The sequence below is a fragment of the Klenkia marina genome (genome assembly GCF_900101025.1).
Taxonomy (GTDB): Bacteria; Actinomycetota; Actinomycetes; order Mycobacteriales; family Geodermatophilaceae; genus Klenkia; species Klenkia marina.
Genome location: NZ_FMUH01000002.1, coordinates 239,438 through 256,430, shown reverse-complemented (window position 1 = coordinate 256,430; position 16,993 = coordinate 239,438). Strand labels below are relative to the sequence as shown.

General features: G+C 73.4%; 16 protein-coding genes. 8 read left to right on the top strand and 8 right to left on the bottom strand.

Annotated features, from left to right (window positions below):
* Positions 1–53: 53 nt before the first annotated feature.
* Positions 54–2,378: a transketolase-like TK C-terminal-containing protein gene (locus BLP29_RS06435; RefSeq protein ID WP_092801477.1), complete on the bottom strand. Its 2,325-nt coding sequence runs from the start codon at positions 2,376–2,378 to the stop codon at positions 54–56.
* A 110-nt stretch (positions 2,379–2,488) separates the two neighbouring features.
* Between BLP29_RS06435 and BLP29_RS06430 the strand changes: the two genes are divergently transcribed.
* Positions 2,489–3,403 carry an SCO6745 family protein gene (locus tag BLP29_RS06430; protein ID WP_092801475.1) on the top strand — a complete coding sequence of 305 codons (915 nt, stop codon included), beginning with the start codon at positions 2,489–2,491 and terminating at the stop codon, positions 3,401–3,403.
* On the top strand, positions 3,400–3,870 hold the full coding sequence (locus BLP29_RS06425) for a hypothetical protein (protein WP_207798345.1): 471 nt from the start codon (positions 3,400–3,402) through the stop codon (positions 3,868–3,870). The genes BLP29_RS06430 and BLP29_RS06425 overlap by 4 nt, the downstream gene beginning before the upstream one ends.
* Positions 3,871–3,879: 9 nt before the next feature.
* Here the strand turns inward: BLP29_RS06425 and BLP29_RS06420 are convergent, their stop codons facing one another.
* From BLP29_RS06420 to BLP29_RS06400, 5 genes are all read right to left on the bottom strand, one after another.
* Positions 3,880–4,554 carry a pyridoxamine 5'-phosphate oxidase family protein gene (locus BLP29_RS06420; RefSeq protein WP_092801472.1) on the bottom strand — a complete coding sequence of 225 codons (675 nt, stop codon included), beginning with the start codon at positions 4,552–4,554 and terminating at the stop codon, positions 3,880–3,882.
* Complete coding sequence (locus BLP29_RS06415) at positions 4,551–5,534, bottom strand: carbon-nitrogen hydrolase family protein (protein ID WP_092801469.1); 984 nt, start codon at positions 5,532–5,534, stop codon at positions 4,551–4,553. Before BLP29_RS06415 ends, BLP29_RS06420 begins: the two co-directional genes overlap by 4 nt.
* Before the next feature lie 68 nt (positions 5,535–5,602).
* Entirely contained in the window at positions 5,603–6,562 is a 960-nt protein-coding gene (locus BLP29_RS06410) for an AraC-like ligand-binding domain-containing protein (protein WP_165839309.1), read from the bottom strand.
* A 46-nt stretch (positions 6,563–6,608) separates the two neighbouring features.
* The gene (locus tag BLP29_RS06405) at positions 6,609–6,851 is read right to left on the bottom strand and encodes a hypothetical protein (RefSeq protein ID WP_092801463.1); all 243 of its coding nucleotides are present in this window, start codon (positions 6,849–6,851) and stop codon (positions 6,609–6,611) included.
* Between the two features lie 157 nt (positions 6,852–7,008).
* Positions 7,009–8,067: a zinc-dependent dehydrogenase gene (locus BLP29_RS06400; RefSeq protein WP_092801459.1), complete on the bottom strand. Its 1,059-nt coding sequence runs from the start codon at positions 8,065–8,067 to the stop codon at positions 7,009–7,011.
* Positions 8,068–8,325: 258 nt separating this feature from the next.
* Between BLP29_RS06400 and BLP29_RS06395 the strand changes: the two genes are divergently transcribed.
* From BLP29_RS06395 to BLP29_RS06385, 3 genes are all read left to right on the top strand, one after another.
* Positions 8,326–10,305 carry a PTS mannitol transporter subunit IICBA gene (locus BLP29_RS06395; protein WP_092801455.1) on the top strand — a complete coding sequence of 660 codons (1,980 nt, stop codon included), beginning with the start codon at positions 8,326–8,328 and terminating at the stop codon, positions 10,303–10,305.
* Between the two features lie 118 nt (positions 10,306–10,423).
* Complete coding sequence (locus BLP29_RS06390) at positions 10,424–11,170, top strand: SDR family oxidoreductase (protein WP_092801452.1); 747 nt, start codon at positions 10,424–10,426, stop codon at positions 11,168–11,170.
* 130 nt (positions 11,171–11,300) lie between these two features.
* Positions 11,301–12,422, top strand: a complete 1,122-nt coding sequence (locus BLP29_RS06385; protein WP_092801449.1) for an NDMA-dependent alcohol dehydrogenase — start codon at positions 11,301–11,303, stop codon at positions 12,420–12,422.
* Between the two features lie 113 nt (positions 12,423–12,535).
* Here BLP29_RS06385 and BLP29_RS06380 read toward each other — a convergent pair whose 3' ends face one another.
* Both BLP29_RS06380 and BLP29_RS06375 read right to left on the bottom strand, forming a co-directional pair.
* Positions 12,536–12,805, bottom strand: coding sequence for a DUF2277 domain-containing protein (locus BLP29_RS06380; RefSeq protein WP_092801446.1), 270 nt, complete (start codon positions 12,803–12,805; stop codon positions 12,536–12,538).
* Positions 12,806–12,834: 29 nt separating this feature from the next.
* The gene (locus BLP29_RS06375; RefSeq protein WP_092802966.1) at positions 12,835–14,025 is read right to left on the bottom strand and encodes an acyl-CoA dehydrogenase family protein; all 1,191 of its coding nucleotides are present in this window, start codon (positions 14,023–14,025) and stop codon (positions 12,835–12,837) included.
* A gap of 61 nt (positions 14,026–14,086) precedes the next feature.
* Here BLP29_RS06375 and BLP29_RS06370 point away from each other — a divergent pair, with 61 nt between their 5' ends.
* The 3 genes from BLP29_RS06370 (at position 14,087) to BLP29_RS06360 (ending at position 16,931) form a co-directional block, all read left to right on the top strand.
* Positions 14,087–14,674: a TetR/AcrR family transcriptional regulator gene (locus tag BLP29_RS06370; RefSeq protein ID WP_207798344.1), complete on the top strand. Its 588-nt coding sequence runs from the start codon at positions 14,087–14,089 to the stop codon at positions 14,672–14,674.
* Between the two features lie 86 nt (positions 14,675–14,760).
* Positions 14,761–15,849 (top strand): FecCD family ABC transporter permease, encoded by a 1,089-nt coding sequence (locus tag BLP29_RS06365; protein WP_243469741.1) that lies wholly within the window; start codon positions 14,761–14,763, stop codon positions 15,847–15,849.
* Entirely contained in the window at positions 15,846–16,931 is a 1,086-nt protein-coding gene (locus tag BLP29_RS06360) for a FecCD family ABC transporter permease (protein WP_092801440.1), read from the top strand. The genes BLP29_RS06365 and BLP29_RS06360 overlap by 4 nt, the downstream gene beginning before the upstream one ends.
* The last annotated feature ends 62 nt before the right edge of the window (positions 16,932–16,993 follow it).

Below are 16,993 nucleotides of genomic sequence, written 5' to 3'. Positions count from 1 at the left end.
GGAGGGGGATGGACCTTCGTGCACACCCCTGATCGATGCTGCGCGGGAGGGCCTCAGTCGACGAGGTCCAGGGCGGCGGCCACGACGGAGTCGGTGTCGATGCCGTGGTAGGCGTAGACGCTGGTCAGGTCGCCGGACTGCCCGAACCGAGTCACGCCCAGGTGGGCGGCGGGCACCCGGTGGACGCCGGCCAGGAACGCCAGCGTGTGCGGGTGGCCGTCGAGCAGGGTGACCATCGGCGCGGCCCGGTCGGCCGGGAACACCTGGTCCAGCACCGCGGTGGGGGCGTCGTCCCGACCCTTGCGGGCCTGCAGCGCGCGGAACAGCAGCCCCGGCGAGGTCACCACGACCACGTCGGCGGGGTGGCCCAGGCCGGTGAGCCGGTCGGCGGCGGCCAGCCCCTCGGTGATCATCGCGCCCATCGTCACCACGGTGACGGCAGGGCGGTCGACCCGGCGCAGCGCGTACGCCCCGGCCACCACCTGGCGCCGGCGCCGCTCGCGGGCGGCCGGGTCGGTCGGGATCGCGGCCAGCGCCTGGTCGACCGGACGGGTCGACAGCCGCAGGTAGGCACTGGTGCCGTCGGGGCGACCGAGCCGCCCCAGCGAGGCGAGCAGGCACCACTCGGTGTCCAGGGCGAACCCGGGCTCGTAGGTGACGACGCCCGGCTGCTCGAGCCCGATGGAGGGCGTGGTGATCGACTGGTGTGCCCCACCCTCGCCGGCCAGCGTGACCCCCGACGGCGTGCCGACCAGGATCGACTGGCCGCCGGCGTACACCCCGAAGCTCCAGGGCTCGAGCGCGCGGGAGACGAACGGGTCGTACATGACGCCGATCGGCAGCAGCGGCTGCGACCACCTGTTCCACGTGGAACCCAGCTCGCCCATCAGCCCCACGAGGTTGACCTCGGCGATGCCCAGCTCGACGTGCTGGCCGCTGGGCCGCTCGCGCCAGTGCAGGATCGTCTCGGGGTCGTCGGAGAACCAGTCGCGGCGGTCCTCGGCCGACCACACGCCGACCTTGTTCACCCAGCCGCCGAGGTTCGTGGACGACGACACGTCGGGGCTGACGGTCACCACCCGGGCACCGGCCTCGGGCGCGGCGCGGTTGAGGTCGAGCAGGGTGCGGCCCAGCGCGGCCTGCGTGGTCGCCGTCCCGTTGGGGGTGCGGCCCAGGTCGGTCGGCACGGCGGGGGCCGGGGCACCCTCGTGCTCCGTGCGCCGCAGCCGCTCGGCCGCCGCGGTGAGCAGCCGCCCCGGCTCGGAGGGCGCCTCGAAGCGGGCCCAGGGGTCGGCCGGGTCGACGCCGACGCGGGCAGCCAGCTCGTGCAGCTGGGCCTCGGTGAGCAGCGCCGAGTGGTTCTGCGGGTGGCCCTCGGTGGCCAGTCCGTAGCCCTTCAGCGTGTACGCCAGCACGACGGTGGGCCGGGTGTCGTCGATCTGGGCGAACGCCGTGCGCAGCGCCGCCAGGTCGTGCCCGCCCAGGTTGCGCACCGCGGCGACCAGGTCGTCGTCGGGCACCCCGGCGATGAGGTCGGCGACCGCGGCGGCCCCGGCGCCGTCCCCGGGCAGGACCTCGCGCAGCTCGTCGGCTGAGCGGCGCAGCATGCGCTGGTACTCCGGGTTGGTCATCTCGTCGATGCGGTCGCGCAGCTCCGGACCGCCCTCGCGGGTGAACAGCTCCTCGAGCAGGGCGCCGTACTTGACGGTGAGCACCTGCCAGCCGGCCGCGGCGAACATGCCCTGCAGCCGGGTGGCGCCGAAGGTGGGCACCACGCGGTCCAGCGACTGCCGGTTGAGGTCGACCACCCACACGACCTCGCCCAGCTCGGCGACCATCGGGTCGACCACGGCCTCCCAGACGGCGCCCTCGTCGAGCTCGGCGTCCCCGACCAGCGACCACTGGCGCCCGGCGCCACCGGTGCCGAACTGGGTGTTGACGTACCGGCGGGCGATCGCACCCCAGATCGGCGCGGTGGCCCCGATGCCGACCGAGCCGGTGGAGTAATCGGCGGGCACCGGGTCCTTGAGCCGCGAGGGGTAGCTCTGCAGACCGCCGAACTCGCGCAGCGTGGTCAGCTTGTCCGCCGGCAGCTGGCCGAGCAGGTACTCCAGCGCGTGCAGCACCGGCGAGGCGTGCGGCTTGACCGACACCCGGTCCTCGGGGCCGAGGGTCTCCAGCCACAGCGCGGTCATGATCGTGGTGATCGAGGCGCTGGACGCCTGGTGCCCGCCCACCTTGAGGCCGGTCGGGTTGGGGCGCACCCGGTTTGCGTGGTCGACGATCGCGCTGGCCAGCCACAGCACGCGCTGCTCGACCTCGCGGAGGGCGGCGTCGTCGGTGCTGGTACCGGCAGCGTTGCCGAGGGTGGCGGTCATGCCCCCAGCATGCCCACCGCGACGGGCCTAGGGTGCGGGCGGGTTGTGGTCCCGGACACATCCCACCCTGCGCACCCCACCCGACCGGGCACCGCACCCAGGGAGCACCCGTGGACCACACCGAGCTGACGGCAGCCTTCCTCGCCCCACCCCCGCCCGGTCGACCGGCGCCCCGGGTGCCGGCCGGGCCGGCCCGTGCGCTGCGCGACGCCGCCGAACCGCTGGCCACCATCAACTTCTGGGGTCGGCCGGCCTACGCCGCGGTGGAGGCGCTCGGGCTGGAGTTCCTCACCGGCTACGTGTGGGCGCGCGCCGCCCCGATGGGCGAGCCCACCGCCCCGGTCGTCGTCGCCGCCTTCGGCGTGTTCGAGCCCGGGCTGGTCACCTCGCTGTACGACCAGGCCCGCGGCACCGCCACCCGCGCCGACGTGCTGGCCGCTCGCGAGCAGGGCGCGGTCGAGTCGCTCCACGAGCTGCTGGGCGACGTCCCGACGTCGGAGGTCGAGACCGCGGTGGCCCAGCTGCGCCGGGCCACCGACGTCGCCGTGGCCGACGTCGCCGGCCGCCCCCTGGTGGCCGGGCTCGCCTCGCTGGCGTGGCCGACCGACCCGTGGGGCCAGCTGTGGCACGCCGTGACGATCCTGCGCGAGCACCGCGGCGACACCCACCAGGCGGCCAACGTCGCCGCGGGGCTGTCGGGCGTGCAGATGAACCTGGTGACCGAGTACTGGATCGGCTGGGAGCCGCGCGCCTACGCAGGCACCCGCGGCTGGTCGCCCGAGGTCATGGACGCCGCCGACGCCGACCTGCGCGAACGCGGCTGGCTGGCCGACGGCGAGCTCACCGCCGCCGGCCGCGCCGAGCGCGACCGCATCGAGCAGGCCACCGACGACGCGATGGACCGGGTGCTGGCCCCGATCGGCACCGACCTGGCGGCGCTCACGGCCCAGCTCGACGGCTGGAGCAACCGCATCGTGGCCGCGGGCGCCGCGCCGTCCGACCCCTACAAGCGGGTGTCCGGGTGACCGCGCCCGACCCCGTCCTCGTCGAGCTCGCCGCCGCCCAGGCGCTCCCGCCCGACGAGGCCCGGGCACGGATGGGCGAGCTGTGGGAGCGGGCCACCGACCCGCTGCACCGGTGCGCGATCGCGCACACGCTGGCCGACCAGCAGCCCGACGTGGCCGACGAGCTGCGCTGGGACGAGCGGGCCCTCGCCGCGGTGGCCGACGTCGACGACGCCCGGGTGCAGGCCGCCGGCGCGGGCGCGCAGGTGGCGGCGTTCCTGCCGTCGCTGCACACCAACCTGGCCGACGACCACCGGCGCCTGGGCGACCCCGCCCGCGCCCGCGAGCACCTGGCGCTGGCCCGGGACTCGATCGGCGCGCTGGGCGACGACGCGTACGGCGACCTGCTGCGCAGCGCCGTCGAGCACGTGCAGGCCGCGCTCGACGCCGGCTCCACCGACCGGCTGCCGAGCGCGCCCTCCACCTGAGACCGCGGGTCAGGACGTCCCGGTCATCAGCTTGCCCACGTAGTCCTCGAAGGTGATCGCGCCGCCCGCCCGCTCGGTGGCGCTGCGGTCCTCGTCGGTGAGCACGTCCTGCACCGCGTCGATCCGCTTCCACGCCGGGGTCGGCTGCGCGCCGTCGGCGTCCGGGACGTACTTCGACGCCTCGACCCGCTGGTGCTGGTGGATGTACCGGCCGCAGTTGTGGAACACCGTCTCGACCGTCGCGACGGTCACCAGCTTCGCGCCAGGCCACCGCGCGAGCAGCGACGCGTCGTCGGTGACCCGCTGGACGTCGGCCTGCAGCCTGATCCGGTTGGGCGTCTCCAGGTCGATGAACAGCAACCCGATCCGGCCGGTGTCGGCGGCGTTGCCCACCGACAGGAACATGCCGTTGCCGTCGAAGTGCGGGAAGGCGATCGTCGTCGGGTCCAGGATCGCCACCACCCCGGGAGCCCCGCCCTTGTAGGAGACGGTGGGCCGGCCCTCCGCGTCGACGGTGGCCAGGAAGAAGAAGTCCCGCGAGCCGATGAACGCCCCGTAGAAGTCGTCGATCTCGGTGCGCACGATCGAGTCGACCACCCGGTCGGCCAGCGGCTGGGCGTCGAACCTGTCCTGCCACTCCCGGTGGGCGGCGGTGTAGAAGGCGTCCTTCTCGGGGGTGGTCACGCCTCGACCTCCTCGAGCTGGGCCAGCGGCGCCCGGTCGACCACCACCGGTGAGGGCTCCCGGTTCAGCAGCAGCCGGACGACGTCCGGGCGGGAGTAGTGGCCCACCGGGTCGGCGGCGGACTTGGCGATCGCGATGAGCGAGAAGTCCAGGTCGGCGTACAGGATGCCCTCCTCGGTCTCGGCCAGCGGTTCGGCGAGCACGCTGCCCTCGGGGCCGTAGATCTGGGTGAACCCGCCACCGAGCTGCAGCAGCTGTCCCTTGACCTCGGTGTCGCAGAACAGTGCCTGCCCCGCCTCGCCGACGACCGCGCAGGGCGCCAGCACGAACGCCTGGCCCTCGACCGCGTAGGTGAGGCTGGCGGCGTTGTTGACCTGGGCGCCGAGGGCGTTCGCGGCACCCTTGTAGAGGGAGAAGCTGGGCCACGAGCCGACGTGGATCTGCTCGCCCAGGGAGTACATGGCGTACTTGGTCAGCGGCTGGAAGTGCTCCCAGCAGTTGAGCGCGCCGACCTTGCCGAGCTTCGTGTCGTGCACCTGGATGTCGCTGCCGTCGCCCTCGCCGAACACCGAGCGCTCGACATGGGTGGGCTTGAGCTTGCGGCGCACCGAGATGACCTCGCCGGTGTCGTCGATGAACGCCTGGGACATGTAGAGGCTGCCGCCGGCCCGCTCGCTGAACCCGAACACGACGTGCACCCCGTGCTGGCGGGCGGCCGCGGCGATGCGCTGCATCTCGGCGCCGTCGCGGGTCATCGAGTTCTCGGCGTACCGGGCGACGAACTGCATGCCCCACGCCGGGGAGTCCAGCCAGATCCACCACGGGTACCCGGGGATGAACGTCTCGGGGAAGGAGACCAGCTGGGCGCCGTTGCCGGCCGCCTCACCGATCAGGTCGATCAGGGCGGTGACGCCGGCCTCGAGGTCGAGCCACTTCGGCTCGGCCTGGACGGCGGCTGCGCGGACGACGCGTGCGGTCATGGTGCGGGCTCCCTGGGTCGTGTGGATGCCGTGACCCTCCCCCCGCACGGCTGACGCTGGGTGCCAGCTCACCGACCGTGCGTGCCAGCCCGGTGCTCGGCGGGGGTCATGCCGGTGACCTGCCGGAACGCCCGGTGGAACTGCGCCTCGCCGGCGAACCCGCACGCCGTGCCGACCGAGGCGACCGGACGGCGGGGCTGGGCGACCAGCAGCTCGGCGGCCCGCTCCACCCTGGTGCGCCGCAACGCCGATGCCAGCGACTCCCGCCCCTCGAAGAGCCGGAACAGCGCGCGCCGCGAGAGGTGGCAGGCCGTGGCCACGGCGTCGGCGTCCAGGTGCGGGTCGCCGGCGTGCCGGCGCAGGTGGGCCAGCACCCGCTCCCGCGCCAGCCCGGCGTCGTCCGGCCCGGCCCCCTGCCCGGCGGCCAGCCGCAGCGCCGACGCCAGCAGGGCCGGGGCATGCGCGCTCAGCTGCAGGGCCCCGGCCGGGTCGCGGTCGTGCACCAGGGCCAGCGAGGAGAAGAAGCCGGCCAGCACCGAGCCGGGCCCGCCGGCCTCGAGCGCGACGGCGGTCAGGTGGACGCCGTCGTCGGGCACGCCGGCGGCGGCCAGCAGCGGGCGGCGGGGCAGCTGCACGACCAGCTGCTCGAAGGCGTCGTCGAAGTGGAGGGTGTAGGGCCGGGTGCTGTCGTAGAACGTCATCGCGCCCGGGGTGAGGACGGCGGTGCGCCCGTCCTGCTCGACCCGGCCCCGCCCGCCGAGCTGGATGCTGGACAGCAGGTAGTCCTCCGAGCTGCCCGCGATGAGCTGACGGGTGCGCCGGACGTGCTGACCGTGGGAGCGCACCTCGGTGAGCTGCACCGCGGGGTGGGTGACCACCCGCAGCTCGCCGCGGAAGGGCCGGTCGGTGGTCGGCACCGCGGTGAGCGGCACGAAGGTGTCCGAGATGAGCGCCCGCCAGTGCTCGAAGGCCTCGGGTCCCGCCGCACCGCAGGTCAGCACCTGCTGCGCGGGTCCGGAGGCGTGCACGGGCCGATGATGACCGGGGTCACCACCCTTGTCGACCGTCCGGCCGTCAGTTCGCCGTGGCGTAGAGGATCGACCAGACCAGGGCGACCACCGAGATCCCGGTGACGACGATGCCGACGACCAGCGGCAAACCGCGGCGCCGCGCACCCGTGCCGCGCCCGACCGCCTTGGTGCCGCGGCGGGCCAGGTTGTCGTTGGCCCTGGTCCACCGCAGGGTGTTGCCCACCCAGACCGCGGCGACGACCGCCACGACGGCGAAGAAGACGACCGCCCACCATCCGGTGCTCATGCTGCTCCTCGGGGTCGTTCGTCGGCGGCCGATGTCGGACCGGACCGTTCCGTCCGGTCCAGCATGCCTCCGCGCCGAGCGGGGCGCAGCGTGTCCCGCACCGGGCGCGGGGTGCAGGACGGGTCGCTGCTGCGCCCGGCGAGCACCCCGCCGCCGGTCACGGCTCGACGGTGACCTTGATCGCCTTGCCGCTCTTGACGATGTCGAAGGCCTCGAGCGCGCGGTCGAGCGGGATGTGCTCGGTGATGAGGTCCTTGACCGGCACCTGGCCGGTGGAGATGTACTCCAGGGCCCGCTTGTTGTGCGAGGGGGCCGAGCCGTTGGCGCCGTGGATGTGCAGCTGGCGGTAGTGCACGACGTTGGAGTCGCAGGTGATGGTGGGGTTGGTCTTGGGCAGCCCGCCGAAGAAGGAGATGCGGCCGTTGCGGGCCGCCATGGCGATGGCCTGCTCCTGGGTCACGTTCGCGGCGGTCGCGGTGATGACCACGTCGGCCCCGCGGCCACCGGTGAGCTCCATGACGCGCTCGACGACGTCGACCTCGGCGCCGTTGATCACCTCGTCGGGCTGCACCGCGTCGGCGCTCATCTGCAGCCGCTCCGCGTTGACGTCGACCAGGTAGACCTTGCCGACCTTGTGCACGCCGCGGGCGATGCGGATGTGCATGCAGCCGATCGGGCCGGCGCCGAAGACGACGAGGGTGTCGCCCTCCTCGATGCCCAGCAGCTCCTGGGCGTTGATCGCGCAGGCGAAGGGCTCGGCGGCCGAGGCCTCGTCGTAGCCCACGTTGTCGGGGATGCGGTTGAGGCCGTCGACCTTGAGCACCTGCTGCGGCACGACCATGTACTCGGCGAAGCCGCCGTCGTACTGGTAGCCGACCGAGGTCTGGTTCGCACAGACCGCCATCCAGCCCTTGCGGCACTCGTGGCACTCACCGCACGGGACGGCGGCGATGACCTGCACACGGTCGCCGGGGGCCCAGCTGCTGCCGTAGGTGCTGTTCACGTCGGCGCCGACCTCGACGACCTCGCCGGCGACCTCGTGGCCGATGGTGCGCGGCGGGGTCAGGTTCTGGTGCCCGTTGTGGAAGATCTTGACGTCGGTGCCGCAGGTGGAGCAGTTCTTGACCTTGATCTTGACCTCGCCCGGGCCGCACTCGGGCTCGGCGACGTCCTCCAGGCGGACGTCCTCGGGGGCGTAGAAACGCAGTGCCTTCATGTGTCCTCCACGGGGTGTCGACCGCTCCGGTGTGCCCGGAATCACTGTAGTGACGGGGCCGCTCGCATCGGAGCGTACGCATCCGGGTCCGATCGGGCCCATGTCGTTCGTGAAACCCCTCTTGACCGGGCACGAAACGGCGTATACAAACGCATTCACAGATCCGTGACAGCTGTCACAGGCTGTGCCTACGATCCGGTCCGACACCGTCCGCACGGGGGCGGTGGCGGCTCACCCCTCATCAGAAGAAGGTCCTCGATGGCCACCACCACGGACGGGGCGCAGCGCACCAGCGCCCGGCTGCGGGTCCAGCGGTTCGGCACGTTCCTGTCGAACATGGTCCTGCCCAACATCGGCGCGTTCATCGCCTGGGGCCTGATCACGGCCCTGTTCATCAGCACGGGCTGGATCAAGCTCATCGGCGACGCCCTCGGCTACGAGGGCGGCTACGGCTTCGTCGAGCAGCTGGGCAACTGGGACGGCACCCCGGGCGGCGGCATCGTCGGCCCGATGATCACCTACCTGCTGCCGCTGCTCATCGGCTACACCGGCGGGCGGATGGTCTACAACGACAACCTGCGCGGCGGCGTCGTCGGCGCCATCGCCACCATGGGCGCCATCGCCGGCGCCAGCGTGCCGATGTTCCTGGGCGCCATGATCATGGGCCCGCTCGGCGGCTGGTCGATGAAGAAGCTCGACGCGCTGTGGGCGCACAAGATCCGCCCCGGCTTCGAGATGCTGGTCAACAACTTCTCCGCCGGCATCTGGGGCGGCTTCCTCGCCGTCGTCGGCTTCGTGCTCGCCGGGCCGTTCGTGCAGGGCTTCAGCACCTTCGCCGGCAACGTCGTCGACTTCCTGGTCGAGCGCAACCTGCTGCCGCTGACCTCGATCTTCATCGAGCCGGCCAAGATCCTCTTCCTCAACAACGCGATCAACCAGGGCATCCTCACCCCGCTGGGCACCAACGAGGCGGCCAGCGCCGGTCAGTCGATCCTCTTCCTGCTCGAGGCCAACCCCGGCCCCGGCCTGGGCCTGCTGCTCGCCTTCGCGGTCTTCGGCAAGGGCGCGGCGAAGTCGTCGGCCCCCGGCGCGATCCTCATCCAGTTCATCGGCGGCATCCACGAGATCTACTTCCCCTACGTGCTGGCCAAGCCGAAGCTGATCGCCGCGGTGATCCTCGGCGGCATGGCCGGCGTGGCCACCAACCTGGCCTTCGGCTCGGGCCTGCGCTCCCCGGCCTCGCCCGGCTCGATCATCGCCGTGTGGGCGTCCTCCCCGCCGAGCAGCCTGCTGGGCGTCACCGCCTCGGTGGTCGTGGCCGCGGCCGTCTGCTTCGTCGTCGCCGCCTTCCTGCTCAAGATCGACAAGAGCGACGACGACGGCGACCTCGCGGCCGCCACCGCGCAGATGGAGGCCAACAAGGGCAAGAAGTCCTCGGTCTCCGGGATGCTCGGCGGCTCCGCGGCGTCGTCCGGCCCGATCCGCTCGATCGTCTTCGCCTGCGACGCCGGCATGGGCTCCTCGGCCATGGGCGCCTCGGTGCTGCGCAAGAAGGTGCAGGGCGCCGGGTTCTCCGACGTCACGGTCGTGAACAAGGCGATCTCCAACCTGCGCGACGACGTCGACCTCGTGGTCACCCACCAGGACCTCACCGACCGCGCCCGCAAGCAGTCCCCCTCCGCGGCGCACGTCTCGGTGGAGAACTTCATGGGCAGCCCGCGCTACGACGAGATCGTCGAGCTGCTCCGCGAGCGCAACGGCTCCGGCGCGGGCGGGGCCGCCGCGGCCCCGGCCGCCGGTGGGGCCAGCGGCCTGCTGGCCCGCGAGTCGATCGTGCTGGACGCCTCGGGCGACCGGGCCGCGGCGATCCAGCAGGCCGGTGAGCTGCTCGTGGCCGCCGGGTCGGTCGACGAGTCCTACGTGCGGTCCATGCACGAGCGGGAGACGTCGGTGTCGACCTACATGGGCAACCTGCTGGCGATCCCGCACGGCACCAACGAGGCCAAGCCCTCGATCCGCCGGTCGGCGATCTCCTTCGTCCGCTTCCCGCAGGGTGTGGACTGGAACGGCCGCGAGGTGCGCTTCGTGATCGGCATCGCCGGCGCCGGCGACGACCACCTGGCGCTGCTGGCCCGCATCGCCGAGGTGTTCAGCGACCAGGCGCAGGTCGCCCGCCTCGAGCAGGCGCGCACCGCGGACGACGTCCTCGCCGTCCTGGGCGCCATGCAGCCCGCGTAGCACCCGGCCCCACCAGCGGCCCCCGGTTCCCCAGCGGAACCGGGGGCCGCTGTGCGTTCCCGCCGGCCCCGTCCCCGCCGAGGCAGGGGGTGCGAGGCGGCGGGGGAGGATGGGCGGCATGAGCACTTCTCGGCCGGTCACCGTCGTCACCGGGGGGAGCCGCGGCATCGGGGCGGCCACCGTCGCCGCCCTCGCCCGGGCCGGGCACGACGTCGTCGTCGGGTACCGCTCGGGTGCCGACGACGCCGCCGCCGTGGTGGCCGGCGCCGAGGCGGTCGGGGTGCGGGCGGTGGCCGTGCGGGCCGACGTCACCGACCCCGCGGACGTCGACCGGCTCTTCGCCACCGCGCTGGGCACCCCCACCGGTCTGGTGGCCAACGCGGGGCTGACCGCCCACCTCGGCGACCTGGCCGACACCCCGGTCGACGTCGTGCGCACCGTGCTGGACACCAACCTGCTCGGCGTCGTCCTGTGCTGCCGCCGGGCCGCGCAGGTGATGGCCACCGACCGGGGTGGCGCCGGCGGGTCGGTCGTCTGCGTCTCGTCCGCGGCGGCGACGCTGGGGTCGGCGCACGAGTACGTGCACTACGCCGCGGCGAAGGCCGGTGTCGACGCACTCGTGGTAGGCCTGGCCAAGGAGCTGGCCACCGCCGGGGTGCGGGTGAACGGGGTCGCGCCCGGCCTGGTGCGCACCGGCATCCACGCCGGCGCCGGCGACCCCGGACGGCTGGAGCGGGTCAGCGGCCGGGTGCCGATGGGCCGCGCCGGGGAACCCGACGAGATCGCCCCGGCCGTCGTCTGGCTGCTGGGGCCCGAGGCCGGCTACGTCACCGGCACCGTGCTGAGGGTGGCCGGCGGGCTGTAGGGACCGTTGCGGGAGGTTGCACGACCGCAATTCATCGTGATCGGCGTCACCATCGTCTGACGAATGCGTTTATGGTCACACCGGCACGTGACACCGAGTGCCGAAGGCCGAGCGAAGCAGGAGAGCAACGATGCCCACCACCACCCGCGCCTCGATCATCCGCCAGTCCCCGGGCGAGTACGAGACCGTCACCCTGGAGCTCGACGACCCGAAGAAGGGCGAGGTCATGGTCAAGCTGGCCGCCTCCGGGTTGTGCCACTCCGACGACCACCTGCAGACCGGCGACCTCCAGGTGATGACCTACCCGTTCTGCGGCGGCCACGAGGGCTCCGGCGTCATCACCAAGGTCGGCCCCGACACCCCGGGCTTCGAGGAGGGCGACCACGTCGTCTTCTCCTTCGTCCCCTCGTGCGGGCAGTGCATGGCCTGTCGCCGCGGCGACTTCAACCTCTGCGACAAGGGCGCCCTGCTGCTGGTCGGCTCGCGCGCCGACGACGCCGAGGACTTCCGCATGAAGCTCGACGGCCAGAACGTCGGCCAGATGTGCGGCATCTCGACCTTCTCCGAGTACACCGTCGCCGACGTCGCCTCGGTCATCAAGATCGACAAGGACATCCCGCTCAAGTCCGCCGCGCTGGTCGGCTGCGGCGTACCCACCGGCTTCGGCACCGCGGTCAAGGCCGGCGACGTCAAGCCCGGCGACGTCGTGATCGTCATGGGCATCGGCGGCATCGGCATCAACGCCGTCCAGGGTGCTGCCCACGCCGGCGCCACCAACGTCATCGCCGTCGACCCGGTGCCCTTCAAGCGCGAGATGGCGCAGGAGTTCGGCGCCACCGACGTGTTCGAGGACATGGAGAAGGCCACCGAGTTCGCCCAGTCGATCACCCAGGGCCAGGGCGCCGACGTCTGCCTAATCACCGTGGGCGTGCTCAAGCCCGAGCACCCGGCCCAGGGCCTGGCCTCGATCCGCAAGGGCGGCACCGTCGTCGTCACCGGCCTGGGCAGCATGACCGAGACCACGCCGATCTCGGCCTTCGACCTGACCCTGATGCAGAAGCGGCTGCAGGGCGCGATCATCGGCGCGCAGTCGCCGCACTCGGACATCCCGAAGCTGCTGCGCATGTACCAGGCCGGTCAGCTCAAGCTCGACGAGCTGATCACCAAGGAGTACACCCTCGACCAGGTCACCGAGGCCTACCAGGACATGCACGAGGGCAAGAACATCCGCGGCGTCATCGTCTTCGACTGATCGGCCACGGCGTGGATCAGCTCAGCTGATCGAACTCCGTCCTGGCTCACCGGCGTCGGTGAGCCAGGACGGACATCCGTGAACCCAGCTGATCCACGCCGCCCGGCGGAGGATCAGCGGGCGTACCTCGCGGCGGCCTTCTCGCGGGCGCGGGCGGCCAACACCTCGCGGTCGCGCGGCGGGGCCGCGGTCACCAGGTCGGCCAGCAGGTGCCTCGTGGCGTGCGCGATCTCGGCGACCGCCCGGTCGAAGGCCTCCTGGTTGGCCTGCGACGGCTTCACCGAACCGCTCACCTTGCGCACGAACTGCAGCGCGGCGGCGTCGACCTCGTCGGGCGTGGTGGCCGGCTCGAGGTTGTGCAGGACCCTGATGTTGCGGCACATGCCCGTCACGCTAGGCCGCCCGCACCCGCTCAGGCCAGGGCGAACTCCGCCGGGGCCACCGCCGTCGTCACCGCGCCGCCCTTGGCCAGCGCCCGGCTGATCACCAGCCGCTGGATCTGGTTGGTGCCCTCGAAGATCTGCATGACCTTGGCCTCGCGCATGTACCGCTCGACCGGGAAGTCGCGCGTGTAGCCGTACCCACCGAGCACCTGGACGGCGTCCGTGGTCACCTTCATCGCGTTGTCGGTGGCCACGAGCTTGGCGATCGAGGCCTGCTGCGAGTACGGCAGGCCGGCGTCCTTGAGCCGCGCGGCGTGCAGGGTCATCGCCCGGGCGGTCTCGGTGCCCGCGGCCATGTCGGCGAGCAGGAAGCCCAGCCCCTGGTGCTCGATGATCGGCACCCCGAAGGTCTCGCGCTCCTGGGCGTAGGCCAGCGCGTCCTCCAGCGCCCCCTGGGCCAGCCCGACGGCGACCGCGGCGATGCCCAGCCGGCCGGCGTCCAGCCCGGCGAGCGCGATCGGCAGGCCCTCGCCCTCCTCGCCGAGGCGGCGGTCGGCGTCGACCCGTACGCCCTCGAAGCGCATGAGCGCGGTGGTCGAGCCGGTCAGGCCCATCTTCCGCTCGGCCGGGTCGGCCACGAGGCCGGGGGCGTCGGCCGGCACCAGGAAGCAGGAGATGCCGCGCGAGCGGTGGTCCGAGGTGCGCGCCATGACCTTGTAGAAGTCGGCCTGCCCGCCGTGCGTCGTCCAGGCCTTCTCGCCGGTGAGCACGTACGAGTCGCCGTCGCGGACGGCCTTCGTGCGCATCGCGGCCGGGTCGGAGCCGGCGTGCGGCTCGCTCAGGCAGTAGGCGCCGAGCAGCTCACCGCCGAGCATGTCGGGCAGCAGCCGCTGCTTCTGCTCGTCGGTGCCCTTCGTCGCCAGCCCGAAGCACGAGAGCCCGTGCACGCTCACCCCGACGCCGACGCTGGCCCACACCGCGGCGATCTCCTCGAGCACCTGCAGGTAGACCTCGTAGGGCTGCCCGCCGCCGCCGAACTCCTCGCCGTAGGGCAGGCCCAGCAGGCCGGCCCGGCCCAGGGTGCGGAACACCTCGCGGGGGAACTGCTCGTCGGCCTCGGCCGCGGCCACCTTCGGCGCCAGCTCGTCGCGGGCGATCTCGCGGGTGAGGTCGAGCAGGTCGGCCGCCTCCTGCGTGGGGACCAGACGCTGGACCGGCATGACGGGCACCTCTCATCGGTACTGCAGGACGCTTCTCAGTACCGAAGATAGCCTGGACGGCGTGACCAGCGCGAGAACGGCGACCCGTGGGCCCGCCCGCCGCGCCGCCGTGCTCGACGACCTGGTCGAGCTGTTCCTCGCCGAGGGGTTCGCCGCCTGCACCCTCGACGACCTCGCCCGCCGCCTGCACTGCTCCAAGAGCACGCTCTACGCGGTCGCGGCGAGCAAGGAGCAGCTGGTGGTGGCCGCCGTCCGGCGGTTCTTCGCCCGGGCCACCGAGGCCGTCGAGGCCCGGGCCGCGCAGCCGGCGGACGCCGGCGCGCGCATCGAGGCCTACCTGCTGGCCGTGAGCGAGCAGCTGCGCCCCGCCTCGGCCGCGTTCTTCGCCGACCTGGCCGCGTTCGCCCCGGCGGGCGAGGTCTACGCCCGCAACACCCGGACGGCGGCCCGGCGGGTGCAGCAGCTGGTCGACGAGGGCGTCGCGGCCGGCACGCTGCGCCCGGTGCACGCCTCGTTCGTGGGTGCCGCGGTCACCGAGGTCATGTCGGCCATCCACGCCGGGCGCATCGCGGCAGCGACCGACCTCGACGACGCCGCCGCCTACGCCGAGCTGGCCGCCCTGGTCGTCGGGGGCCTCCACCGCCCTTGACCTGGACGGGTGCAGCGTGGGTAAGGTGAGGCTTACCGATCAAGGTCCTCCGGGGCCGCCCCGCTGACCGCCCGGAGGAGTCGCTCGTGCCCGAGCCCGCCGTGCAGTCGCGCCGGGCTCCCGAGCAGCTGGTCGCCGAGGCCGAGCGCGAGCACCGCCGGCGCGGCCTGCTGCGCGGCCCGGCCACCCGGATCGGCGGGCTGTGGCTGCTGCTGGTCCTGGTCGCGGTCGTGTGCGGGCTCAGCATCGCCGTCGGCAGCCGGGCGATCCCGTTCGGCACCGTCTGGCAGACCCTCACCGACACCGGGTTCACCGGCGACGACGCGGTGGTCATCCGCGAGCTGCGCATCCCGCGCACCCTGCTCGGCGTGCTGGTCGGCCTGTCGCTGGGCGCGGCGGGTGCCCTCATGCAGGGCCACACCCGCAACCCGCTCGGCGACCCCGGGCTGCTCGGCGTCGCCGCCGGGGCGTCGGCCGCCGTCGTCCTGGCGATCTTCCTGCTCGGCATCGGCAGCCCGTCCGGGTACGTCTGGTTCGCCTTCCTGGGCGCGATGCTGGGTTCGGTGGCGGTGTTCGCCATCGGCTCCAGCGGTCGCGGCGGGGCCACCCCGATCAGCCTGGCCCTGGCCGGCGCCGCCCTCTCCGCCCTGCTGTTCGCCCTGGTGCGGGCGGTGCTGATCACCGACTCCTCGACCCTGGACAGCTACCGCTTCTGGGTGGTCGGGTCGCTGTCGGGCCGCGACGCCTCGATCGCCTGGCAGGTGCTGCCGTTCATCGTCGTCGGCCTGGTGCTCGCGCTCGCCAACTCGCCCGCGCTCAACCTGCTCGGTCTCGGCGAGGACGTCGCCCGGGGGCTGGGCCAGAACGTGCTGCTCGCCCGGGTGGTGGGCATCGCCGGCATCACCCTGCTCACCGGCGCCGCCACGGCCGCCTGCGGGCCGATCGGCTTCGTCGGCCTGGTCGTGCCGCACGTGGCCCGGGCGATCACCGGGCCCGACCACCGCTGGCTGGTGCCCTACTCCGCGCTGCTGGGCGTGGTGCTGCTGCTGGGCGCCGACGTCGTGGGCCGCGTGGTCGCCCGCCCGGGCGAGCTGCAGGTCGGCATCGTGCTCGCCCTGGTCGGCGCCCCGTTCTTCATCGCGCTCGTGCGCCGCCGCAAGCTGGTGGCGGTGTGAGCCCCACCCTCACCCGGCCGCGGCTGGGCCCGGACAAGCGCCGCGCCGTGCGCATCGGCCCGTTCTCCGGCGTCGTGCGCACCCGGCAGCTCCTCGTCCCCGTGGTCGCCCTGGTCGCCGTCGTGGTCGTCAGCGCGGTCAGCATGGGCCGCGGCGACTACCCGATCGGCGTGGTCGACGTGCTGCGCACCCTGGTCGGCCTCGGCGACCCCACCCAGCAGTTCATCGTCACCGAGCTGCGCGCGCCGCGCGTCGTCGTCGGCGTGCTGGTCGGGCTCGCGCTGGGGCTGTCCGGGGCGCTGATCCAGACCTTCGCCCGCAACCCGCTGGCCTCCCCCGACACCCTGGGCATCAACGCCGGCGCCTCGGCCGCAGCCGTGGCGGTCATCGTGCTCGGCGGTGGGACCGCGGGCGGCGGCCAGCTCCTGGGCGGGCTCGGCCTGCCGCTGGCTGCGCTGCTCGGCGGTCTGACCACCGCGCTGCTGATCTTCGGGCTCGCCTGGCGCAAGGGCGTCGACGGCTACCGGCTGATCCTCGTCGGCATCGGCCTGTCGGCGGTCGGCATCGCCGCGGTCGACTACCTGCTCACCCGCTCGACCATCCAGGACGCCACCGCCGCCACCGTCTGGCTCACCGGCTCGCTCAACGGGCGCACCTGGGACCAGGCCTGGCCGCTGGGGCTCGTGCTGCTGGTGCTCGTGCCGGTGGCGCTGGCCTGCTCCCGGCAGCTCGGCGTCCTGCAGTTCGGCGAGGAGACCGCCCGTGCGCTGGGCGTGCGGGTCGGGCCCACCCAGGCCGTCGTCGTCCTGGTGGCGGTCGCGCTGGCCGCGGTCTCGGTGTCCGCGGCCGGGCCGGTGGCCTTCGTCGCGCTCGTCGTGCCGCAGGTCGCCGTCCGGCTGGTCGGCGGCTCGCGGCCGCCGCTGCTGGCCTCGGCCCTGCTGGGCGCCCTGCTCGTCGTCTCGGCCGACCTGCTCACCCGCACCGTCCTGCCCGTGGCCCTCCCGGTCGGCATCGTCACCGCCGTCGTCGGGGCCCCCTACCTGCTCTGGCTGCTCGTCCGCGGCCGCCGCGCACTGACGTAGGAGGAGAAGGACCCCGTGCCCCCCACCACTCGCTCCGCTCGCAGCGGGCCCCTGCACGCCGG